At 73.0% G+C, this 25,236-nt stretch carries 29 protein-coding genes and 1 tRNA gene; 11 read left to right on the plus strand and 19 right to left on the minus strand.

Features of this window, described 5'->3' with window-relative positions; genetic code table 11:
- The first annotated feature begins 134 nt into the window (after positions 1 to 134).
- The 3 genes from I5Q34_RS01700 (at position 135) to I5Q34_RS01710 (ending at position 2,393) form a co-directional block, all read left to right on the plus strand.
- Positions 135 to 770: a sporulation delaying protein family toxin gene (locus I5Q34_RS01700; protein ID WP_199890261.1), complete on the plus strand. Its 636-nt coding sequence runs from the start codon at positions 135 to 137 to the stop codon at positions 768 to 770.
- Positions 771 to 852: 82 nt separating this feature from the next.
- Positions 853 to 1,446, plus strand: coding sequence for an SdpA family antimicrobial peptide system protein (locus I5Q34_RS01705; RefSeq protein ID WP_199890262.1), 594 nt, complete (start codon positions 853 to 855; stop codon positions 1,444 to 1,446).
- Positions 1,443 to 2,393: a sporulation-delaying protein SdpB family protein gene (locus I5Q34_RS01710; protein ID WP_199890263.1), complete on the plus strand. Its 951-nt coding sequence runs from the start codon at positions 1,443 to 1,445 to the stop codon at positions 2,391 to 2,393. Before I5Q34_RS01705 ends, I5Q34_RS01710 begins: the two co-directional genes overlap by 4 nt.
- Here the strand turns inward: I5Q34_RS01710 and I5Q34_RS01715 are convergent.
- The 5 genes from I5Q34_RS01715 to I5Q34_RS01735 all read right to left on the minus strand — a co-directional run bounded on the left by I5Q34_RS01715 (position 2,371) and on the right by I5Q34_RS01735 (position 7,240).
- Positions 2,371 to 2,979 carry a DUF1707 domain-containing protein gene (locus tag I5Q34_RS01715; protein ID WP_199890264.1) on the minus strand — a complete coding sequence of 203 codons (609 nt, stop codon included), beginning with the start codon at positions 2,977 to 2,979 and terminating at the stop codon, positions 2,371 to 2,373. The two genes, I5Q34_RS01710 and I5Q34_RS01715, sit on opposite strands and share 23 nt — an antisense overlap.
- Positions 2,980 to 3,014: 35 nt before the next feature.
- Positions 3,015 to 3,737, minus strand: coding sequence for a VIT family protein (locus I5Q34_RS01720; RefSeq protein WP_374192955.1), 723 nt, complete (start codon positions 3,735 to 3,737; stop codon positions 3,015 to 3,017).
- Positions 3,738 to 3,827: 90 nt separating this feature from the next.
- Complete coding sequence (locus I5Q34_RS01725; RefSeq protein ID WP_199890265.1) at positions 3,828 to 4,586, minus strand: succinate dehydrogenase/fumarate reductase iron-sulfur subunit; 759 nt, start codon at positions 4,584 to 4,586, stop codon at positions 3,828 to 3,830.
- Entirely contained in the window at positions 4,583 to 6,529 is a 1,947-nt protein-coding gene (locus I5Q34_RS01730) for a fumarate reductase/succinate dehydrogenase flavoprotein subunit (protein WP_199890266.1), read from the minus strand. The genes I5Q34_RS01725 and I5Q34_RS01730 overlap by 4 nt, the downstream gene beginning before the upstream one ends.
- A 3-nt stretch (positions 6,530 to 6,532) precedes the next feature.
- Positions 6,533 to 7,240 carry a succinate dehydrogenase cytochrome b subunit gene (locus I5Q34_RS01735; protein WP_199890267.1) on the minus strand — a complete coding sequence of 236 codons (708 nt, stop codon included), beginning with the start codon at positions 7,238 to 7,240 and terminating at the stop codon, positions 6,533 to 6,535.
- Positions 7,241 to 7,328: 88 nt separating this feature from the next.
- Here I5Q34_RS01735 and I5Q34_RS01740 point away from each other — a divergent pair, with 88 nt between their 5' ends.
- On the plus strand, positions 7,329 to 8,222 hold the full coding sequence (locus I5Q34_RS01740; RefSeq protein ID WP_199890268.1) for a LysR family transcriptional regulator: 894 nt from the start codon (positions 7,329 to 7,331) through the stop codon (positions 8,220 to 8,222).
- Between the two features lie 242 nt (positions 8,223 to 8,464).
- Here I5Q34_RS01740 and crcB read toward each other — a convergent pair whose 3' ends face one another.
- Genes crcB through I5Q34_RS01760 form a run of 4 tightly spaced genes read right to left on the minus strand, consistent with a single transcriptional unit; the run spans position 8,465 to position 10,820 of the window.
- Positions 8,465 to 8,821 carry a fluoride efflux transporter CrcB gene (crcB, locus tag I5Q34_RS01745; RefSeq protein ID WP_199890269.1) on the minus strand — a complete coding sequence of 119 codons (357 nt, stop codon included), beginning with the start codon at positions 8,819 to 8,821 and terminating at the stop codon, positions 8,465 to 8,467.
- Positions 8,818 to 9,147: a DUF190 domain-containing protein gene (locus tag I5Q34_RS01750; protein WP_199890270.1), complete on the minus strand. Its 330-nt coding sequence runs from the start codon at positions 9,145 to 9,147 to the stop codon at positions 8,818 to 8,820. The genes crcB and I5Q34_RS01750 overlap by 4 nt, the downstream gene beginning before the upstream one ends.
- Complete coding sequence (locus I5Q34_RS01755; RefSeq protein WP_199890271.1) at positions 9,144 to 9,578, minus strand: CrcB family protein; 435 nt, start codon at positions 9,576 to 9,578, stop codon at positions 9,144 to 9,146. The genes I5Q34_RS01750 and I5Q34_RS01755 overlap by 4 nt, the downstream gene beginning before the upstream one ends.
- A 9-nt stretch (positions 9,579 to 9,587) precedes the next feature.
- Positions 9,588 to 10,820, minus strand: coding sequence for a styrene monooxygenase/indole monooxygenase family protein (locus tag I5Q34_RS01760; protein ID WP_199890272.1), 1,233 nt, complete (start codon positions 10,818 to 10,820; stop codon positions 9,588 to 9,590).
- A gap of 220 nt (positions 10,821 to 11,040) precedes the next feature.
- On the opposite strand from I5Q34_RS01760, the gene I5Q34_RS01765 reads away from it, so the two are divergent.
- Positions 11,041 to 11,280, plus strand: coding sequence for a chaplin (locus I5Q34_RS01765; protein WP_199890273.1), 240 nt, complete (start codon positions 11,041 to 11,043; stop codon positions 11,278 to 11,280).
- Between the two features lie 72 nt (positions 11,281 to 11,352).
- Here I5Q34_RS01765 and I5Q34_RS01770 read toward each other — a convergent pair whose 3' ends face one another.
- The 3 genes from I5Q34_RS01770 to I5Q34_RS01780 all read right to left on the minus strand — a co-directional run bounded on the left by I5Q34_RS01770 (position 11,353) and on the right by I5Q34_RS01780 (position 13,922).
- Positions 11,353 to 12,039: a response regulator transcription factor gene (locus I5Q34_RS01770; protein ID WP_199890274.1), complete on the minus strand. Its 687-nt coding sequence runs from the start codon at positions 12,037 to 12,039 to the stop codon at positions 11,353 to 11,355.
- Positions 12,040 to 12,322: 283 nt separating this feature from the next.
- Positions 12,323 to 13,048, minus strand: coding sequence for a 4'-phosphopantetheinyl transferase (locus I5Q34_RS01775; protein WP_199890275.1), 726 nt, complete (start codon positions 13,046 to 13,048; stop codon positions 12,323 to 12,325).
- Positions 13,049 to 13,067: 19 nt separating this feature from the next.
- Positions 13,068 to 13,922 carry a metallophosphoesterase gene (locus tag I5Q34_RS01780; RefSeq protein ID WP_199890276.1) on the minus strand — a complete coding sequence of 285 codons (855 nt, stop codon included), beginning with the start codon at positions 13,920 to 13,922 and terminating at the stop codon, positions 13,068 to 13,070.
- Positions 13,923 to 14,100: 178 nt separating this feature from the next.
- Here I5Q34_RS01780 and I5Q34_RS01785 point away from each other — a divergent pair, with 178 nt between their 5' ends.
- Positions 14,101 to 15,699 (plus strand): serine/threonine-protein kinase, encoded by a 1,599-nt coding sequence (locus I5Q34_RS01785; RefSeq protein ID WP_199890277.1) that lies wholly within the window; start codon positions 14,101 to 14,103, stop codon positions 15,697 to 15,699.
- Between the two features lie 119 nt (positions 15,700 to 15,818).
- Here I5Q34_RS01785 and I5Q34_RS01790 read toward each other — a convergent pair whose 3' ends face one another.
- The 5 genes from I5Q34_RS01790 to I5Q34_RS01810 all read right to left on the minus strand — a co-directional run bounded on the left by I5Q34_RS01790 (position 15,819) and on the right by I5Q34_RS01810 (position 18,414).
- Entirely contained in the window at positions 15,819 to 16,745 is a 927-nt protein-coding gene (locus I5Q34_RS01790) for a phosphorothioated DNA-binding restriction endonuclease (RefSeq protein ID WP_199890278.1), read from the minus strand.
- Between the two features lie 166 nt (positions 16,746 to 16,911).
- The gene (locus I5Q34_RS01795; protein ID WP_199890279.1) at positions 16,912 to 17,160 is read right to left on the minus strand and encodes a hypothetical protein; all 249 of its coding nucleotides are present in this window, start codon (positions 17,158 to 17,160) and stop codon (positions 16,912 to 16,914) included.
- A gap of 125 nt (positions 17,161 to 17,285) precedes the next feature.
- Positions 17,286 to 17,585, minus strand: a complete 300-nt coding sequence (locus I5Q34_RS01800; RefSeq protein WP_199890280.1) for a hypothetical protein — start codon at positions 17,583 to 17,585, stop codon at positions 17,286 to 17,288.
- 2 nt (positions 17,586 to 17,587) lie between these two features.
- Positions 17,588 to 17,848 (minus strand): hypothetical protein, encoded by a 261-nt coding sequence (locus tag I5Q34_RS01805; RefSeq protein WP_199890281.1) that lies wholly within the window; start codon positions 17,846 to 17,848, stop codon positions 17,588 to 17,590.
- A gap of 5 nt (positions 17,849 to 17,853) precedes the next feature.
- Entirely contained in the window at positions 17,854 to 18,414 is a 561-nt protein-coding gene (locus I5Q34_RS01810; RefSeq protein ID WP_199890282.1) for a DUF5994 family protein, read from the minus strand.
- Between the two features lie 305 nt (positions 18,415 to 18,719).
- Between I5Q34_RS01810 and I5Q34_RS01815 the strand changes: the two genes are divergently transcribed.
- Positions 18,720 to 19,196 carry a DUF5994 family protein gene (locus I5Q34_RS01815; RefSeq protein ID WP_199890283.1) on the plus strand — a complete coding sequence of 159 codons (477 nt, stop codon included), beginning with the start codon at positions 18,720 to 18,722 and terminating at the stop codon, positions 19,194 to 19,196.
- Between the two features lie 25 nt (positions 19,197 to 19,221).
- Here the strand turns inward: I5Q34_RS01815 and I5Q34_RS01820 are convergent, their stop codons facing one another.
- A complete protein-coding gene (locus I5Q34_RS01820) occupies positions 19,222 to 19,644 on the minus strand; it encodes a YjbQ family protein (protein WP_199890284.1) in 423 nt (140 codons plus the stop codon).
- 334 nt (positions 19,645 to 19,978) lie between these two features.
- Here I5Q34_RS01820 and I5Q34_RS01825 point away from each other — a divergent pair, with 334 nt between their 5' ends.
- On the plus strand, positions 19,979 to 20,383 hold the full coding sequence (locus I5Q34_RS01825; RefSeq protein ID WP_199890285.1) for an STAS domain-containing protein: 405 nt from the start codon (positions 19,979 to 19,981) through the stop codon (positions 20,381 to 20,383).
- Between the two features lie 110 nt (positions 20,384 to 20,493).
- Here I5Q34_RS01825 and I5Q34_RS01830 read toward each other — a convergent pair.
- Positions 20,494 to 20,566: transfer RNA gene (locus I5Q34_RS01830), tRNA-Arg, on the minus strand.
- A gap of 315 nt (positions 20,567 to 20,881) precedes the next feature.
- On the opposite strand from I5Q34_RS01830, the gene I5Q34_RS01835 reads away from it, so the two are divergent.
- The 3 genes from I5Q34_RS01835 (at position 20,882) to I5Q34_RS35430 (ending at position 25,063) form a co-directional block, all read left to right on the plus strand.
- Positions 20,882 to 22,480, plus strand: a complete 1,599-nt coding sequence (locus I5Q34_RS01835; protein WP_199890807.1) for a GTPase domain-containing protein — start codon at positions 20,882 to 20,884, stop codon at positions 22,478 to 22,480.
- Positions 22,477 to 24,423, plus strand: coding sequence for a GTPase (locus I5Q34_RS01840; protein ID WP_277965311.1), 1,947 nt, complete (start codon positions 22,477 to 22,479; stop codon positions 24,421 to 24,423). Before I5Q34_RS01835 ends, I5Q34_RS01840 begins: the two co-directional genes overlap by 4 nt.
- 184 nt (positions 24,424 to 24,607) lie before the next feature.
- Complete coding sequence (locus I5Q34_RS35430) at positions 24,608 to 25,063, plus strand: single-stranded DNA-binding protein (RefSeq protein WP_199890286.1); 456 nt, start codon at positions 24,608 to 24,610, stop codon at positions 25,061 to 25,063.
- Positions 25,064 to 25,236: the final 173 nt, after the last annotated feature.

Genomic DNA, 25,236 nt, shown 5'->3' on the forward strand with positions numbered 1-25,236 from the left:
GTTCGTCGGAAGTAAAAGCTCCGCTAATGGACAGCGGCTCATCGGTCAAGCGTTCGTATGATCGCCGAGCTTCGTTGCAACGGGCGTGTGCACCACCAAATATTCGCTTGCTGAACACACTTGGGGAGTTGTACGTGAAGACCAAGCGCGCCGCCGTGGCCGTTGTCGCCGCCCTTGCCGTTTCCCTCACCGGGGTCGCAGCTCAGGGGGCTGTCGCCAGCTCCGCGTCGCACCAGTCGGCGGCCGCCGTGGCCGGTCCCGCCGTGGGCACCGCCAAGGACGGCCGTGACCTGTTTGCCGGCGTGATTTTCTCGCAGGGCAAGGTTGCCGAGCAGGTGGGCAAGTCGTCCTACTTCAAGCTCGTTTCGGAGCTGCACGAGAAGAACAGCACCAAGAAGAACGAGAAGGCCGTGGCCCAGATCATGGACCAGGTCGAGAAGAAGAACCCGGGCTTCTTCAAGAAGTTTTCGGCCAAGCTCCGCTCCGGTGACCCGCGCAAGGTCCAGAGCGGCATCAACGACGCCGGCCGGGTGCTGGGCACCATGTCCAAGAAGGACGTCGCCGACATCCCGAACGGTGGCGAGTGCGCCATCCTCGCCGTCAGCGTCCTCGTCGTCCTCAACGCCGGCGCCGCGATCAACCTGTCGGTGGCCGTGGGCGTCCAGGCGTGGAAGTACGTCAACGTGACGTCCTTCGCCCCGGACGACAAGCAGGACTCGCTCAAGGCCGAGCGGCGCATCGCCAAGCTCACCGAGATCCTGGCCGCCTGAGCCTGATACCGCAGTTCGTTTCGCCGCGCCGGGGCGGTCGCCCCGGCGCGCGCACTGTGCACACGTTTTTCCGGGGGCAGCCATGCGCTTTTTCCAGTTCGAGATCAGATGTGACACCAAGGCCGCCGCCACCGACGTCCCGCGGTCGTGGACCCGTGTCGCGGCCGCGGCCTGGGTCGTCGTCATCCTCTATGTCGCCCAGAGTTTCCTGCCGTCCAACGCCGTCACCCTGCCCGGCCAGGACAGTGTGAAGAAGCCCGCGTCCGCCGTGGTGCCACAGGGCTGGGCCTTCTTCACCAAGTCCGCCAAGGACCCGACGTACGCCCCCTACCGGGAGGTCGACGGGCACTGGAAGAGCATCGCGCTGACCCCGCATTCCCGCCCCTCCAACCTCTTCGGATTCGACCGGGCGTCCCGCACCCAGGGCGTCGAAGTCGCCCTGATGCTGCGGCAGAAGGAAACCCGCTGGACGGACTGCGACAGCGCGGACTCTCCCACCGAATGTCTGGAACGAGTGAAAAGCCGGATGAAGACCACCAACCCCTCGCCCTCGCCCTCGCTCTGCGGACGCGCGGCGGTGGTCGAGATGAAGCCGATTCCGTGGGCCTGGCGTGACCTGTCCGAGGAGAAGGCGACCCCGACGCGGGTGGCGTCCTGGGAGGTGGAGTGCCGATGAGCGCCGCGCGAACGCACCGCTTCCCCTTCCCGTGGACCAACGTCTACGGCCTCGCCCGTACGCTCGTCGCGCTCGGGACGATCGGCACCCTGGCCGCGTCCTCCACGGACACCCTGTTCCGCCCGGTGGCCACCCTCGGCGACTACCCGCCCTGCAGGTCGACCGCCGCGGCCAGCGTCTTCTGCCTCGCCGATTCGTCGCACGCCGGCCTCACCTGGATCCGGTGGATCTGCGTCGCCGTCCTCCTGGTCGTCGCCTCCGGCTGGCGCCCGCGCCTGACCGCGCTGCCCCACCTCTACATCAACTACAGCGTGTTCGACGGCATTTCGATCGTCGACGGCGGTGACCAGATCGGCCTGGTGCTCTCCGTCCTGTTCGTCCTCCCGGCACTGGGCGACCCGCGCCGCTGGCACTGGCAGCCGCCCGTCCAGCTGGCGGAGGCCGGACGTGTCCGCAAGGTCTTCGCCCTCCTGGGACTGAGCAGCCTGGTGGTGCTGAAGGCGCAGATGTGCGTCCTGTACTTCCAGGCCGCGGTGGCCAAGCTGCCGCACTCGGAGTGGGCCGACGGAACGGCCATGTGGTACTGGGGCACCAACCCCGACTTCGGCCCCGCGTCGTGGCTGAGCCACCTGGTGACCCCGGTCCTCTCCACGTCCTGGGGCGTGGCCGGGATGACCTGGATCCCGCTGGCGATCGAACTCTCCCTCGCCGTCAGCCCGTTGGTGCGCGGCCGGGCGCGGTGGTACGTGATGGCGGCGGGCCTGCTCTTCCACCTGTCCATCGCGGTGATGATGGGCCTGTGGAGCTTCGCGCTGGGCATGGCGGGCGGAATCCTGGTCCTGTGCGCCCCGCTGGGCGCGGGGCTGACCCTCACGCGGACGTCCGAGGAACCCGCCGCGCCGCCGGTGGACGTGGAGAAAGCGTCTAGGACTCCAGTTCGCGCTTGAGCTTGCGGCGCTCCCAGGCGTTGGGGTGGCGTACGACGACGCCCCCCATGCCGGCGCTGCCGGTGACCCGGATCAGCGGCGTCCCGGGAGCCGGTTCACCGGCCGTGGTCCGGTTCCTGACGCCGCCCATGGAGGGATCCACCCGGTCCGTGTCCACGGCCCAGCCCTCCGGCACGATCATCTTGACCCCGCCCGTCTTGGCCTTCACCCGGATCTCGACCTCGGGCAGCCGGGTGGAGACCCGGGTGAAGTCGAGGACGGCCCCGCCCATGCCCGCGTTCACGGTGATGAGGGCCGGCACCTTCCACGCCCCGGTGCGGACGACGCCGTGCATCCCGCCCTTGAGGTCGAGCGGTTCGCCCGGACCGGCCCCGGCGGCCGGCGGGAGATCGGCGACGAGCAGGGACAACTCCCCCTGGTCCTTGGCGTTCAGCGCCTTCTCCAGCCGGACGTCCAGCTCGGCGAAGTCGAGCCGCCCCTCGGCGGCGGCGTCCTGGAGGCGCTCCACGACGGCCTCCCGTTCGGCGTGGGAGGCGCGGAACACGGGGGAGCCGGGGGCGGCGGGTTCGGGAAGCTCGGCGGTCATACCGTCATGGTAAGGAAGGCGGGCGGCCGTTCGGGTCACACGGCGGAACCCAGCAGCCTGCCCACCGCGTAGGTCACCGCCATCGCGAGCGCCCCGCCGGCCACGTTGCGCACCACCGCCGGGCGGACCGTGGCACCGCCGAGCCGGGCCCCGCTCCAGCCGGTGAGGACCAGCGCGACGAGCACGGAGGCGACGGTGACCGGCAGCCGCCAGCCGGCCGGCGGCAGCACCATCAGCAGCAGCGGCAGCAGGGCGCCCGCCGTGAAGGAGAGGAAGCTCGCCACGGCCGCGGCCCAGGGGTTGGTGAGCGCCTCGGGGTCGATGCCGAGCTCCACCCGGGCATGGGCCTTCAGGGCGTCCTTCCTGCTGAGCTGCCGGGCCGCCGCACGGGCCACACCACGGCTCAGCCCGCGCTGCCGCAGCTCCGCCGCCAGCGCGTTCAGCCCCTCCTCGGGGTGCTCGCGCAGCTCCCGCCGCTCCGTCTCCAGCGCGGCCCGCTGCGCGTCGCGCTGGGCGCAGACGGATACGTACTCCCCGGCCGCCATCGAGATCGAGCCGGCCAGCAGCCCCGCCAGGCCGGCCGTCAGCAGGGTGCCGCGGTGCTGCGTGGCACCGGCGACGCCGACGACGAGGCCGGCGGTGGACACCACTCCGTCGTTGGCGCCCAGGACCGAGGCGCGCAGCCAGTTCAGCCGTCCTTCGACGGCCCGGACGCGGCCTTCGTGGTGCGGGGGCCGCGGGGGCAGGTCGTCGCTCACCGGGCAAGAATCCCCTCGGCCCGGCCGGGGAGCGGGCAGGGCACGCCGACCGGCCGGTCACCTCACCCCGCCGCCGACCGGCCGGTCACCTCACCCGCGCCGCCCGCCCCCGCCCTTCACCGACGCCCGCAGGTACTCCCGGTTCAGCCGGCCTATCGCCGACAGCGGGATCCCCTTCGGGCAGGCCGTCGCGCACTCGCCGGTGTTGGTGCAGCCGCCGAAGCCCTGGTCGTCCATGGTCGTGACCATGTCCAGCACCCGCGACTCCCGCTCCGGCCCGCCCTGCGGCAGCACGTTCAGGTGGACGACCTTCGCCGAAGTGAAGAGCATCGCCGACCCGTTGGGGCAGGCCGCCACGCACGCGCCGCAGCCGATGCACTCCGCGTGCTCGAAGGCCAGGTCGGCGGCCTCCTTGGGTACGGGGGTGGCGTGCGCCTCGGGCGCGGCCCCGGTCGGGACGGAGACGTAGCCGCCCGCGCCGATGATCCGGTCGAAGGCGGACCGGTCCACGACCAGGTCCTTCACCACCGGGAAGGCCGCCGCCCGCCAGGGCTCGACGTCGATCGTGTCGCCGTCGCGGAAGTGCCGCATGTGGAGCTGGCAGGTCGTGGTCCGCTCCGGGCCGTGCGCCTGACCGTTGATGACCATGCCGCAGGCGCCGCAGATGCCCTCGCGGCAGTCGTGGTCGAAGGCCACCGGCTCGTCGCCGGCGAGGATCAGCTCCTCGTTGAGGTGGTCGAGCATCTCCAGGAACGACATGTCCTCGCTGATGCCGTCCACCTCGTAGGTGGTCATGGCGCCGGCCGTGTCCGCGTCGCGCTGGCGCCAGATGCGCAGGGTGAGCTTCACGCGTAACTCCGCTGTGTGGGGTGGACGTACTCGAAGTGCAGGTCTTCCTTGTGGAGCACGGGCGCCGCGCCCGTCCCCGCGAACTCCCAGGCCGCCGCGTACGCGAACTCCTCGTCCTTGCGCGCGGCCTCGCCCTCCGGCGTCCGGCTCTCCTCGCGGAAGTGCCCGCCGCAGGACTCGGTCCGGTGCAGCGCGTCGAGGCACATCAGCTCGGCGAGTTCGAGGTAGTCGACGATCCGGTTGGCCTTCTCCAGGGACTGGTTGAGCTCCTCGCCCGTGCCCGGCACCTTGATCCGGCGCCAGAACTCCTCGCGCAGCTCCGGGATCCGCCCCAGCGCCTTGCGCAGCCCGGCGTCCGTACGGGCCATCCCGCACTCGTCCCACAGGAGTTCGCCGAGCTCGCGGTGGAAGGAGTCGGGCGTGCGGTCGCCGTCCACGGCGAGCAGCCGCGCCAGCCGGTCCGTCACCTCGGCGACGGCGGACGTCACCGCCGGGTGGTCGGCCGGGACCTCGTCGTGCGGGTGCCGGGCCAGGTAGTCGTTGATGGTGGACGGGAGGACGAAGTAGCCGTCCGCCAGGCCCTGCATCAGCGCCGAGGCGCCGAGCCGGTTCGCCCCGTGGTCGGAGAAGTTGGCCTCGCCGATGGCGAACAGGCCCGGGACGGTGGTCTGGAGGTCGTAGTCGACCCACAGCCCGCCCATCGTGTAGTGGATCGCCGGATAGATCCGCATCGGCACCTCGTACGGGTCCTCGGCGGTGATCCGCTCGTACATCTCGAAGAGGTTGCCGTACTTGGCCTCGACGGCCTTGCGGCCCATCCGCCGGATCGCGTCGGCGAAGTCCAGGTAGACGCCCTGCCCGCCGGGGCCGACGCCGCGCCCCTCGTCGCAGACGTTCTTCGCCGCGCGCGAGGCGATGTCGCGGGGGACGAGGTTGCCGAAGGACGGGTAGATCCGCTCCAGGTAGTAGTCGCGCTCGTCCTCGGGGATCCGGGCCGCCGGGCGCGTGTCGCCCTTCGCCTTCGGCACCCAGATGCGGCCGTCGTTGCGCAGCGACTCGCTCATCAGCGTCAGCTTCGACTGGTGGTCGCCGGAGCGCGGGATGCAGGTGGGGTGGATCTGGGTGAAGCACGGGTTGGCGAAGTACGCGCCGCGCCGGTGGGCCCGCCAGACGGCCGTGGCGTTGGAGTTCTTGGCGTTGGTGGAGAGGTAGAAGACGTTGCCGTAGCCGCCGCTCGCGAGGACGACCGCGTCCGCGAAGTACGTGCCGATCTCGCCCGTGATCAGGTCGCGGGCGACGATCCCGCGCGCCCGCCCGTCGATGACGATCAGGTCGAGCATCTCGGTGCGCGGGTGCATCTCGACCGTGCCGGCCGCGATCTGCCGGGACAGCGCCTGGTACGCGCCGAGCAGCAGCTGCTGTCCCGTCTGGCCGCGGGCGTAGAACGTCCGCGAGACCTGCACGCCGCCGAACGACCGGGTGTCCAGCAGGCCGCCGTACTCCCGGGCGAACGGCACGCCCTGCGCCACGCACTGGTCGATGATCTCGACGGAGACCTGGGCGAGGCGGTGCACGTTGGACTCGCGGGCGCGGAAGTCGCCGCCCTTGACGGTGTCGTAGAAGAGCCGGTGGATGGAGTCGCCGTCGTTGCGGTAGTTCTTGGCGGCGTTGATGCCGCCCTGCGCGGCGATGGAGTGCGCGCGGCGCGGCGAGTCCTGGTAGCAGAACTGGACGACGTGGTAGCCCTGTTCGGCGAGCGTGGCCCCCGCCGAGCCGCCGGCCAGGCCCGTGCCGACCACGATGACCGTGTGCTTGCGGCGGTTGGCGGGGTTGACGAGCTTCGCCTCGAAGCGGCGGCGGTCCCAGCGTTCGGCTATCGGGCCGTCGGGCGCCTTGGTGTCGGCGACGGGCTCGCCGGTCCGGTAGTGGACGTAGTCGGACATGGGTCAGCTCACGATTCCTGTCATGACGCCGATCGGGACGGCGACGAAGCCGAGGGTCAGCAGTGCGGCGAGGCCGTTCGCCGTGGCCTTGAACACCCGGTCGCGGCGGGGGGAGTTGGCGCCCAGCGTCTGGGCGGCGCTCCAGAAGCCGTGCCGGATGTGCAGGCCCAGGGCGAGCATCGCGGCGATGTAGAGGGCGTTCACGTACCAGCGGTCGAACGAGGCCACGAGGTTCTCGTAGGGGTGGCCGTGCTCCGCGCGGGGGTTCACGGTGAGCGTGGTGAGGTCGAGGATGTGCCAGACGATGAACAGGCCGAGGATGATCCCGCCCCAGCGCATGGTGCGCGTGGCGTAGCTCGTACGGGCCCGCCGGCGCTCGTACTTCGCGGGGCGCGCGGCGAGGTCGCGGCGGCTGAGCTGGTACGCGGCGACGCCGTGCAGCACGACGGACACGACGAGCGCGACGCGCAGGATCCACAGGAACCACTCGTAGTGCAGGATCGGCTCGCCGATCGTGCGCAGCCAGTGCGCGTAGTGGTTGAACTCCCCGGCGCCGAAGAAGATCTTCAGGTTGCCCACCATGTGGGCGACCAGGTACGCCAGCATGATCAGACCGGTGGCCGCCATGACCGCCTTCTTGCCGACGGTCGAGTGCCACACGAAGCCGATGAGGGACCGGGGGCGGTCCGCCCGGGTCGTCGCCAGTGCCATGTCACCGACGCTAGGTCGGTAACCTTCGATGCGTCCAAGACATGGCGGAGCTGGTTTCCATAGGCTCTGCCTATCTACCCTTGTGGGAATGCAACTCCAGCAGCTCCGCTACTTCGCGACCGTCGCCGAGCTCCGGCACTTCACCCGCGCCGCCGAGGCGCTGCACGTCGCGCAGCCGTCGCTGTCCCAGCAGATCCGCGCCCTGGAACGGGAGCTGGGCGCGGACCTCTTCCACCGGGCGCGCGGCAACATCACGCTGACCGACGCGGGGGAGTCGCTGCTGCCGCTGGCGCGGCGGATCCTCGCCGACACGGACACCGCGCGGCGCGAGGTGCAGGAGGTGGCCCAGCTGCGGCGGGGACGGGTGCGGCTGGGGGCGCCGCCGAGTCTGTGCGCGAGCCTGGTGCCGGACGTGCTGCGCGCCTACCACGCCCGCTTCCCCGGGATCGAGCTCTTCATCGACGAGGGCGGGTCGCAGGACCTGGTGCGCAGCCTGGCGGCCGGGGGCCTGGACCTGGCCCTGATCATCACGCCGCTGGGCGTCGGCGGGCCCGCCCTGACGACGACGGAACTGCTCCGCGAGGACCTGGTCGTCGTCTCCTCCCCGTCCCTCCCCCCGCCCGTCCGCCGGGCCCGCATGCGCGTCGAGGACCTCCGCCGCCTGCCGATGGTGATGTTCCGCCGCGGCTACGACCTGCGCGAGATGACGATCGCCGCCTGCCGCTCGGCGGGCTTCGAGCCGTCGTTCACGGTGGAGGGCGGCGAGATGGACGCGGTGCTGGGCTTCGTCCGGGCGGGCCTGGGGGTGGCGGTGGTGCCGGGGATGGTGGCGGGGCGGTCGGGCCTGCGCGTGACTCCCTTCGCCGGCGACCGCATGCGCCGGACGGTAGCGGTGGCCCACCGCAAGGACGCGCCTCCGCCGCGGGCGGCGCGGGAGTTGTGGGGGGTGTTGCTGGAACACCTCGGGGGTGGTGCGGGGTAGGGGGTGCCCCCGGCCCGCCCTTTCACCGTTTCTCCCGGGGCTCCGCCCCTCGGCCCGGCACCGCGCTCCGCGCGGTGAGGCGGGGGCTGCGCCCCCTGCACCCCTGCCGGGGCTGCGCCCCGGACCCCATGTCGCGGCTTCGCCGCTCGTCCTCAAACGCCGGACGGGCTGAATCAGCCCGTCCGGCGTTTGAGGACAGCGCCCGAAGGGCGCTTCAGAAACGGTGAAAGGGCGGGCCGGGGCTAGAACAACACGCCGCCCAGCCACCCACCCCCGAACGCCGCCCCCACCCCCGCCCCCACACTCCCCACCACATTCAGCACCGCGAACCCCCGCCCCCCCTCCCGCACCAGCCGCAACGTCTCGTACGAAAACGTCGAATACGTCGTCAACGCCCCACAGAACCCCGTCCCCAGCAACAGCCGGACAGACCCGGGCACGGCCCCCGTCAGCACGCCGAGAACGAAACACCCCACCACATTCACCGTGAACGTCCCCCACGGGAACACCGAGTCGTGCCGCGCCTGCACCGCCCGGTCGGTCAGGTAACGCAGCGGCGCGCCGGCCATCGCGCCGGCGACGACGAGGAGCCAGTTCACCCGCGGTGGACCTCGGTCGCGTCGAGGGTCACCAGACCCCGGCCGTCGAGGAGTTCGTCCAGGACGGGCAGAAACCCCCGCACCCGCTCCTCCGCGTCCACGATCACCACCGCCACCGGCAACTCCTCGCTCAGCGACAGCAGCCGCGCCGTGTGCACCCGCGACGACGCCCCGAAGCCCTCGATCCCGCGGAAGACGCTCGCCCCCGCGAGCCCGGCCCGGTGCGCCCGGTGCACGATCTCGGAATAGAGCGGCCGGCCATGCGACGCCCCGGCCGTGTCGGACTCGCCGACGCAAACCGTCAGACGCAGCGCGGACGCGCTCACCGCACCCTCCCCACGAGAACCCGGCGCGTCGCACCCGCCGCCGCCCACACCGCCACCAGCGCGGCGAGCGGCGTCGCGACCAGGTACGCCAGCCCCGTCCCGGCCCGCCCGTCCGCGACGAAGCGCTGGAAGTCGACCGCGTAGGCGGAGAAGGTGGTGTAGCCGCCCAGCACGCCCGTGCCGAGGAACGGCCGGAGCAGCCGGTGCGGCGCGCCGAGGCCGTCGATCGCCGCCATCAGGACGCCGATCAGCGCACAGCCGGTCGCGTTGACGAGGAACGTGGTCCACGGGAAGGCCCCGGCCGCCGTCGGCCACAGCAGTCCCGCCCCGTAGCGGGCCGCCGCGCCGAGCCCGCCGCCGAGGGACACGGCGCAGACCACGGGCCCCTGCCCGTCACCGCGCCTCGTCCTCGTGGTCCTCGTGCCGCTCACCCGGCCACGCTATCCCAGGGCAGCGAGGTAGGCCTCCGCGCGGTCCGCGTCCAGCAGCCAGTCCCGGTACCCGGCCGGGTCGGGGAAGCCGTTGACGTAGCGGTGGGCGATGGCGGGGCGGTCGGCCGCGGCGGTCAGCACGGCCCGGACGTGCGGCGGCAGCGGCCGCAGCATGGTGTTGGTGAAGGCCACGGTGTGCCGGGCCCGCTCCCACCAGGGAGCGAACGCCTCGTGCATCCACGCCCGGTCGAACGGCCGGTCGCCGCGGGCGAGGACGGCCCGCAGATACTGGTCGGCGCAGTGCGCCGCGTTGTTGGAGCCCTGCCCCGTGAGCGGGTCGTTGAGGACGACCGCGTCCGCCATGCCCAGCACGTACGACTCCGGGGCCACCTCGGCGACCGGATGGCGCACGACGGGGACGAAGGCCCCGGTCAGCACGGCCCCGGCGTCCGTCGGCACGGCAGCCGCGCACCGTTCGTACTCCCAGGGCGCCCAGGCGCGCATCAGCTCCAGCGAGCGCTCCAGGGCCTCCGCCGGGCCCGGCCGGTCGCGCCAGCGGTCGAACGGGCCGTCCGGGACGGCCTCCCACAGCAGCATCGAGCACGGCCCGGACAGCGTCAGCCCGGGCAGGACCATCAGCTCGCCCACCCCCGGACAGCCGGTCATCCGCATGTGCGAAGGCCACCGCGGATGCGGCGCGACGCCGTGCACATAGAGGACGGCGAGGGCACGCTGCGGGGCGGTGAAGGGGCTGTGGCGCCCGTCGCGGCCGAAGATCCCGCCCAGGTCGCCGCGTCCGGAGGCCACCAGCGTCAGGTCGTGGGCCGCGGCCAGCGCCGGCAGGTCGTCCGCGGTCACCGAGCGGTACTCGGCCCGGCCGCCCTCCTCCTCGAACAGCTCCAGCCAGCGGGCCGTCTTCAGCCGCAGGTCCACCGACTGGGCCGGCGCCTCCAGGTCGGCGGCGATCGTCCGGGCGGCCACCCCCGGCGGGTCGGCGGTGGTCAGCCGCATGCCCTCGATCCAGGGGGTCTCCATGTCCCACAGGTTCAGCCCGGCCGCCCGCTCCAGGGCGCGGGCCGGGGCGAACATCTGCTGCGTGGACTGCACCCGGCCCGCGCGGATCTCCTCCGGCCCGCGGTCGGAGACCAGCAGCACGTCGTAGTCCCCGGGCGCGGCCCGGAGGAGTCCCAGAGCCAGGTGCAGTCCCGCCTGCCCCGCACCGACGATCGCGATCCTGCGCATCGTTGCCTCCCGCACCGATCGGTCCCACGTCCCTTGTAGCGGTGCGGCGCGGCGACTGTACAGACGACACCCGGGTGCCACCGGATCCGCGGTGACCGTGCTCCGTCACCCGTCCGCCTCATGCAATGAAACCTTTGCGGTCAACGGACGTTGATCCGGACTCCGGCCTTTTACGGCCGTGAGTTCGACCCTGTCAGACCGAACAAAGGTGTCACCCCCCATGTCACGAATCGCCAAGGCAGCCGTCCTCACCGCCACCGTGGGCGCCACTCTGGCCGGCGTCACTGGCACCGCTCTCGCCGACGCCGACGCGAAGGGGGCCGCCGTCGGCTCCCCGGGTGTCGTCTCCGGGAACGTGATCCAGATCCCGATCCACCTCCCGATCAACCTCTGCGGCAACACCATCGACATCGTCGGCCTGCTGAACGCGGCGAGCGGGAACGTCTGCGTCAGCAAGTGACCCGTTCGCTTCCACGGCCGGAAGCAACTGCGGGGCCGTCCCACCCGGGACGGCCCCGCAGTGCTGTCCGGGTCAGTGCGCGGGGCCGCCCGTGCCGCTCTTCAGCAGGCCCAGCTCCATCGCCCGCACCCCGGCCTGGAAGCGCGAGGTGACGCCCAGGACCCGGAGGATCTCGGCCGCGTGCCGGCGGTAGGTCCGTACGGAGATGGACAGTTCGCGGGCCGCGGCGGTGTCCGTGTCGCCCGTGCACATCTGCCGCAGGACGCGGTAGGCGCCCTCGGAGAGCTCGAAGGCCGGGCCCTGCCGGGGACCCTCCACGGGGACGGCCGTCCGCCACACCCCGGAGAACAGCGCCTGGAGCGTCCGGACCACGTCGGGGGCGTGCACCAGCGAGGCCCGCCGGGCCCCGGCCACGCCGCAACGCACCAGCGCCGCCCGGCCGTTGACGATGATGACCTCGGGGATCGGGGTGTCGGTCACCCGGATCCGCGCGGCGCAGTCGGGGTCGGGCACCAGGTCCCGCGCCGCCCCGCCCGCCGGTGGGGCGGTGGTGCGCAGCAGCCTCAACTCGGCGATCCGGTCCGTGCGCAGGAGCCGCAGCAGCGCCCCGCACATCTGCCGTGCCTCGGCCGGCCGTCCCGGCAGGACCGCGTCCACCGCCGCCCCCGATCCGGCGACGAGGCCGCCGAGCGAGGCGAGGAAGGCCGGGCCGTCCGGATCGATGCCGGTGAAACCGGCGTTGACCGCGGCCGCGGTCACGGCGGCCCCCTGTGCGGCGAAACCTTTCGCGCAGGATTCCGGCGCGCTCGTCAGGCTCGTCGTGTCCGTTACGCCCGTCCCGGCGGGACCTCGTGGGAAAGGCCGGGCCAATAACTCGTCACGTGTCCGAAGGTGAGACACGCAGCACCCCCCGTGCTTGTGAACTGCTCGAACCACAGTGCGGTTGCCCAGCTTAGGAGGGGGTGGCCGGATGACGGAACCGTTCGCGCCGATCGCGGCGAATCGTTCCGGCTCCGGGGTCGCCCCCGCCGTCGCCCCCGGCTCAGGCCCCTGACGGGCTGTGGGCGTACGCCTCCTCGCCCCGCTCCTCCTCCGGCGCGGGCCCGAGCGGCAGCGCTATCGCCGTCACCACCAGGCCGTTCCCCGCGGTCCAGCGGCCCGCGAAGCCGTCCTGCCGACGGCCCCCGACCACCGGGCCGGGTACCAGCAGCCGGGCCGCGAACGTCCCCGCGACCGGGTCCACGGTCAGCTCCGCCTCGTCGAAGTCCAGCTCCAGACCGGTCAGCGGGTACCACGTCTTGAAGACGCTCTCCTTGGCGCTGAACAGCAGCCGGTCCCAGTGCACGGCGGGGTGCGCGGCCGAGAGGGCGGCGATCCACTCCTTCTCGGAGGCCAGGGCGATGGTGTCCAGCACCCCGTCCGGCAGCGGCCCGTTGGGCTCGGCGTCTATGCCGACGGACGCGAGGTCGTCCGCGCGCGCCACGACGGCCGCCCGGTACCCCTGACAGTGCGTCATGGAGCCGACCACGCCGTCCGGCCACTGCGGCGCCCCGCGGCGGCTGGACAGCAGCGGGGCGGGCGCGTACCCGAGCCGGCCCAGTGCCCTGCGCGCGCACACCCGCACGGTGGCGTACTCGCGCTGCCGGCGCGGCACGGCGCGGGCGATGCGCTCCGCCTCCTCGGGGAAGAGGACGCTCGCGGGGTCGTCGGTGGCGTCGGTGAAGGTGTGCTCGGCGAAGGCCCCGGGGGGCAGCAGTTCCTCGATCATTCCTCGGTCATTTCCTTGATCACCACACGTCCCCGGGGCGGTCGACCGGCTGCGGGAGGATCTGGCGCAGCGGCTCGCGCGGCGGGCGCTTGCTCCACTCGCGCGGGTAGCCGACGGAGACCTCCTCGAAGCGGACCCCGTCGTGCCAGGAGACGCGGGGGATGTGCAGGTGGCCGTAGACCGCGGCCGCGGCCCGGAAGCGCACGTGCCAGTCGGCGGTGAGCGTGGTGCCGCACCACTGCGCGAAGTCCGGGTAGCGCAGGATCCGGGTGGGCTCGCGGAGCAGCGGCCAGTGGTTGATCAGCACGGGGCGCAGCGCCGGGTCGAGTCCGGCGAGGCGGCGCTCGGTGTACTCGACGCGGGCCCGGCACCAGTCCTCGCGGGTCGGGTACGGGTCGGGGTGCAGGAAGTGCTCGTCGGTGCAGACCACCCCGGACTCGTAGGCCCGGCGCAGGGACTCCTCCTTGGTGTCCGCCCCCGGCACCCGGAACGAGTAGTCGTAGAGGACGAACAGCGGGGCGACGGCCACCGGGCCGCCCTCGCCCTCCCAGACGGGGTAGGGGTCCTCGGGCGTCGCGACGCCCAGCTCCCGGCACAGCTCCACCAGGCGCAGGTAGCGCTTCTCGCCCCGCAGGTCGCAGGGGTCCTTGGGCGGGGTCCACAACTCGTGGTTCCCGGGCGCCCAGACGACCTTCGCGAACCGGTCCGCGAGCAGCCGCAGGGCCCACTCGACGTCGGCGTACTGCTCGGCGACGTCGCCGGCGACGATCAGCCAGTCGTCGTCCGAGCCGGGGCGCAGCTGCTCGGTGATGGTGCGGTTCTCGGCGTAGGCGATGTGCAGGTCGCTGACGGCGAGCAGTCGTCCCTGGGGCACTGGCGCAGGTCCTTTTCGGTCTCTCGTCCTTCTTCGCGCTTCTCGCGGAATCCAACCCGTACCGGTACGAGCCGAATTCAGGCCCGTGTGCCGCGCCCGGTTTCCCACGCTAATACGGCGATACGCTCCTGCGGAACCCCTGACCGGCCCTGGTGGCGCGTCAGGCGATGATTGGGGCATGACGAATGATGGGGGACGGGCCGGGGAGCCCACGAGCTACGGTCTGCGGCCGCCGGGTCCGGCGTGGCCGAATCCTTACGCCGGACCTGACGTGGGAACACTGAACGGGGCATCGGTCGGCGACGCCGAACCGCACCTCGTCGGCGGCCGCTACCGCCTCGTCTCCCGGCTGGGCCACGGCGGGATGGGCACGGTCTGGAAGGCGCACGACGAGGTCGTCGACCGCGAGGTCGCGGTCAAGGAGCCGCGCGTCCCCGACCACCTGCCGGAGTCCGCGCGGCTCAACGTGCACCAGCGCATGCGGCAGGAGGCCCGCGCGGCGGCCCGCGTCGCCCACCCGTCCGTCGTCGCCGTCCACGACGTGGTGATCGAGGACGGACGTCCGTGGATCGTCATGGAGCTGGTCCGCGGCGAGTCGCTGGCCGGCCGCCTCGACGGCGGGACCCTGGACGTCCGCGAGGCGGCCCGGATCGGCCTGGCCGTCCTGGGCGCGCTCACCGCGGCACACGCGGCGGGCGTGCTGCACCGGGACGTCAAACCGGACAACATCCTGCTCGGCGCGGAGGACCGCGTCGTCCTCACCGACTTCGGCATCGCCCGCATCGAGGGCGAGCAGGGCCTGACGGAGACGGGCGGCTTCGTCGGCTCCCCGGAATATGTGGCTCCGGAACGGGCGCTGGGCCAGCTCCCCGGGCCCGCCTCCGACCTGTGGTCGCTGGGCGTCGTGCTGTACGCGGCGGTGGAGGGCATGTCGCCGTTCCGCCGCACCAACGCCCAGGCGACGATGCAGGCGATCCTCTCCGCGGAACCGCCGCGCCCGACGCACGGCCCGGAGGCGTTCACCGGCCTGCTGACCCGCCTCCTGAGCAAGGACCCCGCGGCCCGCCCGGCCGCCGACGGGATCCGCGAGGTCCTGGAGTCCCTGACGCGCCCGGCCCCGCTGCCCGTCCCGTCCGCGCCCGGCAACCGCTGGGTCCCCCCGGTCCTCCACCGCAACCGCAAGCTCCAATGGAGCCTGGGTGCCGGCCTGTTCGTCGTCGGTGCGGCCGTCGCGCTGGTGGCGATCAATCCCTTCGGCTACGGTCCCGCGACCCCGCTGCACTGGAAGGTCCGCGACGAGCCGGAGATCGTACGGGCGTCGATCACCGTCCCCGAGGACTACGTCAAGAGCATCGACACCGACAAGCGGATCGTCTCCTTCAAGGACCCCGGCGGCGTCTACACCATCTCCCTGACCCGCAGGGAGGAGGACCCGAAGGACAAGGAGCAGCGGGTCGGCTCGGCCCGCGAGGAGGCGTCGAAGCTCAAGTCCCGCTTCGAGAAGGGAGAGGTGTCGTCGGTCAACGACGCCCGCTCGACGGTGTCGTCCGCCAAGCCCGTCCAGGGCCACGAGGCCGCCGACGTCACCACCGTCTACCGCAAGTCCTACGCCGACGCCGAGGACCCCAAGGGCTTCCGCCACACCCGCGTCATCGTCAACAAGGCGCGGAACGGCGCCTGGTCGGTGGAGGTGGCCATGCCGGAGAAGGGCAAGGCGCGGACGCAGGGGGAGAAGCTGTTCGACGAGGTGCTGCGGTATCTGAAGCTGCAGGGCTGAGGCCTGCCCGGCGGCTCCTGGACCGCCGCCGGGCAGGCCACCCCTGTCATGTGACACGACGGGGAGCACCCGCACCTGCGAGGCGGCGGCCTCAAGAGCTGTCGGACACGGCCCGGCGCTCAACTGCCCCGGAACACCTGCCGCGTGTGCCACACGATGTGCTCCCCGGCCACGGGAGCGCCGCCGGCCCGGGGCCCGAGGAGCGCCCGTCCGCCCAGTTCCAGCACCTGGACCCGCGCGGCCTCGCTCCGGCCGGTGAACCGTCGCGACACCGTGATCCGCCGCTCCTCGGTCAGCCCCAGCACTCCCCGGTCGAACAGCCGGTGGTGCAGGGAGCACAGGCACAGCCCGTTGCTCACCACGTCCGGCCCCGCGAACGCCCACCAGCGCACGTGCGCCGCCTCCAGCCCGACCGGAACGCTCCCGCCGAGCGCCCCGTCGAAGCCGCAGAAGGCGCACCGGTTCTCGTACGCGTCGAGCACCAGCGCCCGCATCTCCGCGTCGCGGCGCCGCACTTCGGCCCGCCCGTGCGGGACCGGGCCGCCCGCCTCCAGGACGAGCCCGACGCCGTCGGCCAGGTCGGCGTGCAGCGAGGGCGCGAAGTGCCGGTCCAGCAGGACCCGTGCCAACTGCCCGAGCAGCCCGGGCTCGTGCCGCAGGGCCTCCCGCAGCCCGGGCGCGAGCCGCCCGGCCGCCCGGCCGGCGCGCAGCGCCCCGACGAGCGCCCCCGGACTGCCCGGCCCCGCGTCGGTCCGCACCTCCCACACCCCGTCGCCGACGAGGTGGTGGAACGGATAGGCGGGCGAGGTCCGCCGGTTCGGCCCGAAGTCCGCCAACAACCGCTTGAGATCCGCCTCGACCTCGGAGTACCGCAGCTCCAGGCCCCCGTCCCGCTGGAACCGCCCCAGCGCGTACAGCAACAACAACGGCTTGTGCGGCGCCCGTTCCCCACCCTGCGCCCACTGCCGCAGCGCCCCCACCCGCGCCGGCCAGTCCGTCCGCTGCTGCGGAAGGGCGGACGCGGATATCCGGGGGCCGTCGGGCATGGCCGAGATCCTAACGGGCCCCACCAGTAAAAACGCCCCTCCTGAACAGGAGATGCGCAGAACGTTGGGGCGAGCACCCCCGGCAACGTGTCCTTGGGGGCCGGCCGGCGCCGAGTGGTTCCGGCGGGCGAGGTGCGACGTCTCCTTTCGGGGCTCGCCCGGGCGGCTATTCCGTAGTGCCGCGGCAGAGGCCCTCGACGCGGAACCACAGGCCGGGGGCGTAGACCGCATGGATGACGGCTTCCTCCCCCTTTATGACCCGCAGGATTCTCAGGGTCCCGCCGGGAAGTACGTCGTATTGGTAAGTGATCTCGGAATTGTCCTCGACGGTGTCGTCGTAGGAGATATCCGCCGTGCGATCGTTCGCGTATTCCTTCGGCGGACGATTCTCGACCAGCTTGATGAAGACGCTCATGGGCGTACGGTCCTTTCGTGAGCTTCGCCCTCCGGGGCGAGGGGAGGCCGCGGCGTCCGCCGGGGGGCTCTGCTCCTGTTCACGGCAGCCCGGCCGGAGCTTCCTCCACACGGAGTCGACGCCGGTCAAGCCGAGGCGGCCTCGTCGTCCTGCGGGCGGTCGGCCGCCGAATCCCGGCTGGTCACCAGCCAGGACCGCGCGGGCTCGGCGGGATGCGTGGTGTCGACGGTGAGGTGGAGCCGGGTACCGCCTTCGCGGCCGGCCGGGTAGCTGCGTTGCTCGGTGGAATCGAAGCAGTGCCGGAGGACTTCCGCGACACGGCGGGCGGTCTCGGGGGACGCGGTGACGATGCGGATGTCGGCGCGCCCCGCCGGCGGCACCGGCTCCGCCGGCGCGGGGGAGGGCGTGGCGCGTGCGGACGTCATGTTCACCGCTCCCGGCGGGAGAAGAACGGGAGCCGCTTGCGGTCCCCGTGCGGCTGCTCGCGGCGGTTACGGGCGAGGAGGGGGCCGGCCGGGTCGATGGCCGACCGTGGGCGGTTCCGGCTCCTGCTGTCGCGCCACGGCAGGACACCGCTGTAGTGGAAGCCGGCGATCCTTTCGTCGTGCTGGGCGTTGCCCCGGTGGATCAGGAGGGCTCCCACAGCGATCATGATGAGGATCACGGCCAGGGTGACGGCGGTCTCCACGGTTCTCACATCCCTTGGGCGGAGCGGGAAGGCCCGGCAGGGTTCCCGGCCGGTGGCGGCGCGGTCCCGCCCTCGGTCTCCCATTCCTCTTCGCGGTTCCGTGAATCCGCCGCGTCGTCGGCCGTTCGCTCGTCCTCCATCAGCCTGCTCGCGGTGAGGAGGCTTCCGGGGGTGGTCGCGGCGGACATCAGCCGGGCGGCCGCGGCCGGGTCGGTCTCCGGCGGGATGATCAGCAGGTCCAGGCGGTCCGCGGTGCGGGAGAACAGGAGGAGCTTGTGCGGGTCCTGCTCATCGGTGAACCACCCCACGTGCACCGTGTGTCCGGTGACGGAGACCTTGCGGGGGATCACGGGCCAGAAGGCGGGATTCACCGTGACGCGGGTGACCCGTCCCCAGGAGTGGTCCAGCCTCTCCGCCAGTGCGGGGAGCTCGCGGGAGAGGTCGCGCGAGCGGGGCCACCAGGCGCCGTCCAGGAGCCCCGGCGCCGTCCCCGGCGTGAGGGACAGGCGAGCGGGCGGCGAAGGGGCATGCTCATCGGTGGTCGTACGGTCGGTGGTGACAGCCATGACGCGAACCTGCCCCCGGGCTCGTCGTCGACTGCCCGGCATTGTGACTCGCCGGAAACGACACCCGCATGGAGGCCGGTGTACGAAGTGTTCCCGGTCTCTCCACCCTACTCCGGCGGACGGTCCGCAGACCCTGCGCGACCAGGCAATCTCCGGGAGCACGGGCGTGCGACGGTCCTGGCGGGCCCGCCGCCGGCCCGCGGAGTTACGGTGGGGTTACCGCGAGCGCCTCGCCCGGGGTGTCTTCGACGCACCCCTGACGACGAGCGGAGGCGCCGAGTTCCCGGAGACTGGGCGAACAAGCCATGGCCGATTCCGACACCCCACGCCTTCCCGGGCTTCTGCCGGACGCGATCCACCACGCCGTGAGACCCGGGACGGCCCTTCTGCGGCTGGAGACGACGCAGGAGCGCGGGGGAGTCCTGGACGGCGCCTGGTGGCCCCGCTCCCGCGACATCGGCGCCGAGCTTCCTGGGCTGATCATGGCCCTGACCGGGCACCTCGGCCCCATCACGCGTGTGGGCCTGGACGCGAGCGCCTGGGAAGAGCTCCCGACCCGGCTGATCGTCGACGACCGGGTGGTCCACCTCGACTCCTTCCCGGTCGGTGACGACACGGTCCTCATCACCCGGGGCGAGAACGACCACTTCGCTCTGCTGGTGGTCCCGCCCGACGCGACGCCCGACGCGGCACGCGCCGCGATGGCCAGAGCCGTACGGGCCGACAACGTCACCCGGGCCGAACAGATCCTCATCGACACCGGCAGCGCCCCGCAGACCTGAGACGTCCGGGCAGCGCGGCCTCCGGTCAGCCGAGGAAGGACATCCGGACCCGGCGGTCGGGGACGTCCCGGCCGGTGGTCACCAGCACGACGGACTGCGAGGCCCCCAGCTCCAGCCCGCCGCCGACCACGGGCAGCGTGGCGTGCGGCGGGACCAGGGCCGGGAGCATGTGATCGCGGCCGGGGCCCGCACCGCCGTGGCGGTCCCGCCAGCGGTCGTCCACGGGAAGAACCTCACGGAGGGCCGCCAACAGGTCGTCGTCACTGCCCGCGCCGGTCTCGATGACAGCCAGACCGGACGCCGCGTGCGGGGTGAAGACGTTCAGCAGCCCGTCCCGCCCGTGGGCGACCTCCCGGAGGAACACGGAACATGCGTTCGTCAGATCGTGCATGGTTTCGGCGGGGCCGGTTGTAACGTCGACAGTACGGGTGCTGAAGGTGCCGGTCATGGTCCACCGGTACCCGCCGCACGGGAGAAGCGCTGACGGCTGGACGGGTTGTTCCGCCGGGACTCCGGCCGCCACAACTGCCCCCGTCTCCCGAACGCACCTCAAGTGCCGTTCTGTTCAGCCCTGTTCACGGCGTACGGGCAAGGCTAGGCTGCGCGGTGAGGCCCCAGTCCTCGGCAGCATCGAGGTGTGATCCGCTCCGAGGAGGCACGTGGTGCCCGTAGAGCGCACAACCGTCCCCGTCCCCGCGGGAACTCCCCGAAGGGGAGGCCGGCGAGTGTCCGCGTCGCGCTGTCACTCCCCGCCCTCCGGCGGCCCACGGGACCACGTACTCGTGGTCCGCGGAAGGCTGGACCTCTTCGGGGTTCCAAGACTGCGCGAGCGCCTTCTGCGCGTATCCCACAGCCCTGAAAGCCGGCTGATCCTCGACCTGTCCGCAGTCACCTCCTGCGATGCCCTGGGCCTCGGGCTGCTCGTCGCCGCCGCCCGCCGCGCCCGGTACTCCGGCGGCGACCTCTGCCTCCTCGCACCGTGTCCCGCTGTCGCCCAGGCACTGAAAGCCAGCGGGCTGAGCAGGATCCTCCCGGTCTTTCCCGGCTTTGACGAGCAGTCCGGTGCCGGGACGGGCGGCAGCCCTGACCCGCGCCCGGGCGATCACGGACAGGAGGACGGCCGCATCGGCGGCCGCGTCAAATCCCCCGGAAGCGTCCGGGAAGAACACCCCCCGGAAGCCGCCTGAGACCGGCCCTGGCCGGACTCCAGCACTCCGGAACCGGCCCGGGCGCCGGCGCGCACACCACAGCAAAAACGCCTCTCCCCGACGGGGAGAGGCGTGCGGCATAAACGGAGCGCCCCCGGCAGGACTCGAACCTGCGGCCAAGCGCTTAGAAGGCGCCTGCTCTATCCACTGAGCTACGGGGGCCGGATGGTGCGGCGGTCGCGGACGGCTGAAGCCCCGGGCTCGGTGGTGCCGTGACCTTGCCGGGGACAAGGATAGGGCTCCGCGTACCTCGTCCCGGTTGCTTCACCTCCGTGACACGATGTGGAGGTTCGGTGAAGCGGTCCTGATAATCGCAGGCGAGTGCGAATCGTGCACCGTTTTTGACGCCTCACGCGACGGGTGTTGTGTACTCGTTATGCCGGGGCCTCCCTAGGCCTCATTCGCCACGCCTCGCGCGCCAAGGGTTATACGCTTCAAAAACACATCAGAATTGGGCATTCTGCACACGTGGCGACCTTGGACGTACGGCCCCGACTGCTCGACGCGTTGTCCGCACTGCGTGATCGCGTCGACGCCGCACGATTCCCTCTCCCCCTTCCCGGCGCCGCCCGCGCCCGTCGCAACCGGGTCGAACTGCTGGCGCAGCTCGACGACTACTTGGTGCCCCGGCTGTGCGCCCCCGAAGCGCCGTTGCTGGCGGTGGTCGGGGGGTCCACCGGGGCGGGCAAGTCCACTCTGGTGAACTCGCTGGTGGGGCGGCGGGTCACCGAGGCGGGGGTGCTGCGGCCCACCACGCACACCCCTGTCCTCGTCTGTCACCCCGATGATCACCACTGGTTCGCCGGGCCCCGGGTGCTGCCGGCGCTGCGGAGGGTCTGGGTGCCCTCGCAGGACGGGGCGCCCGCGGAGCCGCCCGTGCCCGAGGGGGCCGAGGACGACGAGCGGCCCGGGCTGCGGATCGAGACCGACCGCAGGCTGCCGCGCGGGCTGGCGCTGCTCGACGCCCCCGACATCGACTCGCTCGTGGCCCGCAACCGCGAGCTCGCCGCCGAGCTGATCTGCGCAGCCGACATCTGGGTCCTGGTCACCACCGCCACCCGCTACGCCGACGCCGTCCCCTGGCACCTGCTGCGCGCCGCCAAGGAGTACGACGTCACGCTCGTCACGGTGGTGGACCGGGTGCCGCACCAAGTCACCGGGGAGGTGGCCCGGCAGTTCGGGGCGCTGCTGGAGGCCGCCGGGCTGGGGGACGTCCCCCGGTTCACCATCCCCGAACTGCCCGAGTCCGTCGCCGGCGGCAGCGGGCTGCTGCCCGTGACGGCCGTCGCGGGGCTGCGGTCCTGGCTGATCCAGCGGGCCCAGGACCCCGCCTCGCGGACCGTGGCCCGGGCCCGTACCGCCAACGGCGTCCTCGCCTCGCTCGGCACCCGGCTGCCGGGGCTCGCCGGGGCCGCGGCCATCCAGCACTCCACCGCCGTCCGGCTGCTCCAGCGGGCCGAGGACGCCTACGGCCGGGCCGCCGAGCGGGTGCGGCGCGACGCCGCGGCGGGCGAGGCGCTCGCCGGGGACGCGCTGACGCACTGGCGCGGCTATCCGCGCGACAGCACACCCGAGGAACTGCTGACCGCGCTGACCAACGCCTTCACCGCCCTTCTGGGCTGCGCCGTCGACGCCGCGGACGAGGAGATCGCCGTCCCCGGCGACCCCGCCGCGGGCGCGGTGCTCGCCCCGCGCGACGCGGAGGGCGCCGCGGCCCGGATCGGGGTGGCCGTGCGGCACTGGCGGCGCTGCCTGGAGGAGATCGCGGAGGAGGAGGTGCGGGCTGTCGAGCGCGGCGCCCCCGCCGACGCGGACCGGGTGACCGCCCTGCTCGCCGCGGCGCTGCTGGGCGGCCGGCGGGCCCACGCCGCCGGGGAGGGCCTGGCCGAGGTCCTGGGCGCGCAGCGCGCCCAGCGGCTGCGCGACCGCGGCGGCGTCCTGCTCGACGAGTGCATGGAGCGGGTCCTGGACGCGGAGCGGGACCGCCGGACCGCCCCCCTCGACGCCCTCGATGTGACGCCGGATCATCAGGTCGAGCTCATCGCGGCGTTGTCCGTACTGCAGAAGGAAAGGTGACCGCGGTGCACTCCGCCGACAGCCGCTGCGGGCAACAACCGCCGCCCGCCCCCGACACCGACGGACGCTCCTGGGACGACGGGGTGATCGCGCGCCGCGCGTGCCCCGAGCGGCCGGAGCACGAGAGGGCCGACCCGGAGGAGCCCGCCGCGCGGCCCGCGCCCCGGGCCACGACCGCGCTCGGGGGCACGCTCCTGTCCCGGCTCGACGCCCTGCGCGAGCTGGTGGGCCTGTCCCGGGCGCGGCTGGACGGCGCCATGCTCGCCGAGGCGGGCCGGGTGCTGGAGGAGGCCGCCGTGCGGCAGCGGCACTCGCTCGACCTCACCGTGGTGGCGATCGCCGGATCGACGGGCAGCGGCAAGTCCACGCTGTTCAACGCCCTCGCCCGGGCCCAGCTCTCCGAGGCCGGGGTGCGCCGGCCCACCACCGCCGCGCCTGTGGCCTGCGCCTTCGCCGATCGCGCCGACGGAATGCTGGACCGCCTCGGGGTCCCGGCCCGCTCGCGCCGGCAGCCGCCGCGCCCCTACGACCCGCAGCTCGCCGGCGTCGTCCTGCTCGACCTGCCCGACCACGACTCCGCCGCGGCCGGCCACCGGGAGCAGGTCGACCGGCTGCTCGGGCTGGTGGACGCGGTGATCTGGGTGGTGGACCCGGAGAAGTACGCGGACGCGGTGCTCCACGAGCAGTACCTGCGGCCGCTGGCCGGGTACGCGGAGGTGACCTTCGTCGTCCTCAACCAGCTGGACCGGCTCTCGGTGGACGCCGTGGACCAGGTGCTGGACGACCTGCGCCGGCTGCTGGACGAGGACGGGCTCGCGCTCGGCGAGCACGGCGAGCCGGGGGCGACGGTGCTGGCCCTGTCGGCGCTCACCGGTGAGGGGGTCGGCGAACTGCGCGAGGCGCTCGGCCAGTTCGCGGCCCGCCGGTGCGCGGCCGAGCTGCGGCTGACCGCCGACGTGGACGGCGCCTCGCGGCGGCTGCGCCCGGCCTACGTGGCCGACGGGCGGCCGGGGCTGACCGACGGGATGCGGCTGGACTTCGAGGACCGGCTCGCGGAGGCGGTCGGAGCCCGCGCCTCCGGGCTGCGCGCCGAGCGGACCTGGCTGCGGGGCGCCGAGCGGGCGTGCGGGACAGTGTGGGGCCGGGCGTGGCGGTTGTGGCTGAGGTGGTGCGACCGGACGGGCGTGCCGGGGGCGGAGGGCGAGGACGAGGCGCCGCAGCAGCGCCGCACGGCGTCGCGGCCGCTGGTGGAACAGGCGGTGCGGACGCTGGTGCACGAGGCGTCCGCCGGGCTGCCGGGACCCTGGGCCCTGGCCGTGCGCGAGGCGGCGGTGCGCGGCGCGGTGGGGCTGGCGGAGGCCCTGGACGAGGCGGGCGCCGCGGCCCCCGTGCCGGCGGCGCGCCGCGAGGGCGACACGGGCGGGTGGAACGCGGGCGGCCGGTGGGGCTGGGCGGCGCGCAGCGGGGGGTGGCGGACCGCGGGATGGCCCACGGGGGCGTGGCGTACGGGCGGTTGGCGTACGGGTGGATGGCGGACCGCGGGGCGGCGCACGGGGGCCGGGCGGACGCGGGGTGCGGAGGCGCCGAGGCTGGTGCGGCCCCGCTGGTGGGCGGTGGCCCTGGGGACGCAGGCGACGTTCGTGCTGCTGCAACTGCTCGGGGTGGCGGGGCTGGTGGCCGAGGTGTGCGGCGCGCTGGATCTGGAGTGGTGGATTCCGGGGGTCGTGGCGGCGGGGAGCGGGGCGGGTGCGCCGGCCCTGGCGTGGGGCTGCCGGATGGCGGCGCGGGGACCGGCCCGGGGGTACGGGCTGGAGACGGAGCGCAGGCTGCGCGGTGCGGCCGCGTCGTTGGGGCGGGAGCGGGTGCTGGAGCCGGTGGCGGCCGAGCTGCTGCGGTACCGGGAGGTCCGGGCCCAGTTCGTGGTGGCCGCCGGGGAGCTGTGACGGGGGATCAGTGAGCGTGTGGGGATTGGGGATCCGGGGGCGGTCGCGGCTCCTGTGGGTGATGCGGTTGTCCACAATCCGCGCCTTGTCCACAGGGGTCAGCGGGCTTGCGTGAGCCCGTGCACCATGGGGCCAGGACCCGGTCGCGGGGAGCGAACGGGCCGGTCGACGGGGGAGGCATGGGATGAACGAGACGCTGGTGACGGTCGTGGGCAATGTGGCGACCCAGCCGGACTTCCGGCAGACGGCGAACGGGTCGGCGGTCGCACACTTCCGGCTGGCGGCGACGGTGCGCCGCTGGGACCGGGGGCGCGAGGAGTGGGCGGATGCCCATACGAGCTTCTACTCGGTGTGGGCGTGGCGGACCCTGGCGTCCAACGTGGTGGCGTCCGTGACGATCGGTGAACCACTGATCGTGCGCGGGAAGTTGAGGATCACCTCGCAGGAACGGGACGGGAAACGCTGGGTGTCGGCGGACATCGACGCGCTCTCCCTCGGCCATGACCTCGCCCGGGGCACCTCGGCGTTCCGCCGGGTGTCGCAGGCCCGGCCGCTGCCGGTCGAGCCGGTGCGGATGGCGGGGGTGGCGGCGCGGGCGGTCGCGGACGCGGAGGCGGCGGCCGATGTGGCCGCCCGGTGAGGGGCCGCAGGTGGACCGCTGGGCAACTGCCCTGTGAAATGGGTGGTTTGTCCTCGGGGATTTGTCGATAATGCCGAGCTGAACACCTGATTCCGATAACGATTCCGATTCGGATCGGCCGTCCGAAAGGCCGGTGTGTTCAGCGGGTTGTACGCGCTCCCTAGGATCCCGTT

Origin of the sequence: Streptomyces sp. AV19, assembly GCF_015999245.1 — a bacterium.
Lineage (GTDB): Bacteria > Actinomycetota > Actinomycetes > Streptomycetales > Streptomycetaceae > Streptomyces.

Coding starts and splice junctions, on each gene's coding strand:
- I5Q34_RS01705 (WP_199890262.1), top strand. CDS start 853: ATGCGCTTTTTCCAGTTCGAGATCAGATGTGACACCAAGGCCGCCGCC.
- I5Q34_RS01710 (WP_199890263.1), top strand. CDS start 1,443: ATGAGCGCCGCGCGAACGCACCGCTTCCCCTTCCCGTGGACCAACGTC.
- I5Q34_RS01715 (WP_199890264.1), bottom strand. CDS start 2,979: ATGACCGCCGAGCTTCCCGAACCCGCCGCCCCCGGCTCCCCCGTGTTC.
- I5Q34_RS01730 (WP_199890266.1), bottom strand. CDS start 6,529: ATGTCCGACTACGTCCACTACCGGACCGGCGAGCCCGTCGCCGACACC.
- I5Q34_RS01735 (WP_199890267.1), bottom strand. CDS start 7,240: ATGGCACTGGCGACGACCCGGGCGGACCGCCCCCGGTCCCTCATCGGC.
- I5Q34_RS01740 (WP_199890268.1), top strand. CDS start 7,329: ATGCAACTCCAGCAGCTCCGCTACTTCGCGACCGTCGCCGAGCTCCGG.
- I5Q34_RS01760 (WP_199890272.1), bottom strand. CDS start 10,820: ATGCGCAGGATCGCGATCGTCGGTGCGGGGCAGGCGGGACTGCACCTG.
- I5Q34_RS01765 (WP_199890273.1), top strand. CDS start 11,041: ATGTCACGAATCGCCAAGGCAGCCGTCCTCACCGCCACCGTGGGCGCC.
- I5Q34_RS01775 (WP_199890275.1), bottom strand. CDS start 13,048: ATGATCGAGGAACTGCTGCCCCCCGGGGCCTTCGCCGAGCACACCTTC.
- I5Q34_RS01785 (WP_199890277.1), top strand. CDS start 14,101: ATGACGAATGATGGGGGACGGGCCGGGGAGCCCACGAGCTACGGTCTG.
- I5Q34_RS01790 (WP_199890278.1), bottom strand. CDS start 16,745: ATGCCCGACGGCCCCCGGATATCCGCGTCCGCCCTTCCGCAGCAGCGG.
- I5Q34_RS01795 (WP_199890279.1), bottom strand. CDS start 17,160: ATGAGCGTCTTCATCAAGCTGGTCGAGAATCGTCCGCCGAAGGAATAC.
- I5Q34_RS01800 (WP_199890280.1), bottom strand. CDS start 17,585: ATGACGTCCGCACGCGCCACGCCCTCCCCCGCGCCGGCGGAGCCGGTG.
- I5Q34_RS01810 (WP_199890282.1), bottom strand. CDS start 18,414: ATGGCTGTCACCACCGACCGTACGACCACCGATGAGCATGCCCCTTCG.
- I5Q34_RS01815 (WP_199890283.1), top strand. CDS start 18,720: ATGGCCGATTCCGACACCCCACGCCTTCCCGGGCTTCTGCCGGACGCG.
- I5Q34_RS01820 (WP_199890284.1), bottom strand. CDS start 19,644: ATGACCGGCACCTTCAGCACCCGTACTGTCGACGTTACAACCGGCCCC.
- I5Q34_RS35430 (WP_199890286.1), top strand. CDS start 24,608: ATGAACGAGACGCTGGTGACGGTCGTGGGCAATGTGGCGACCCAGCCG.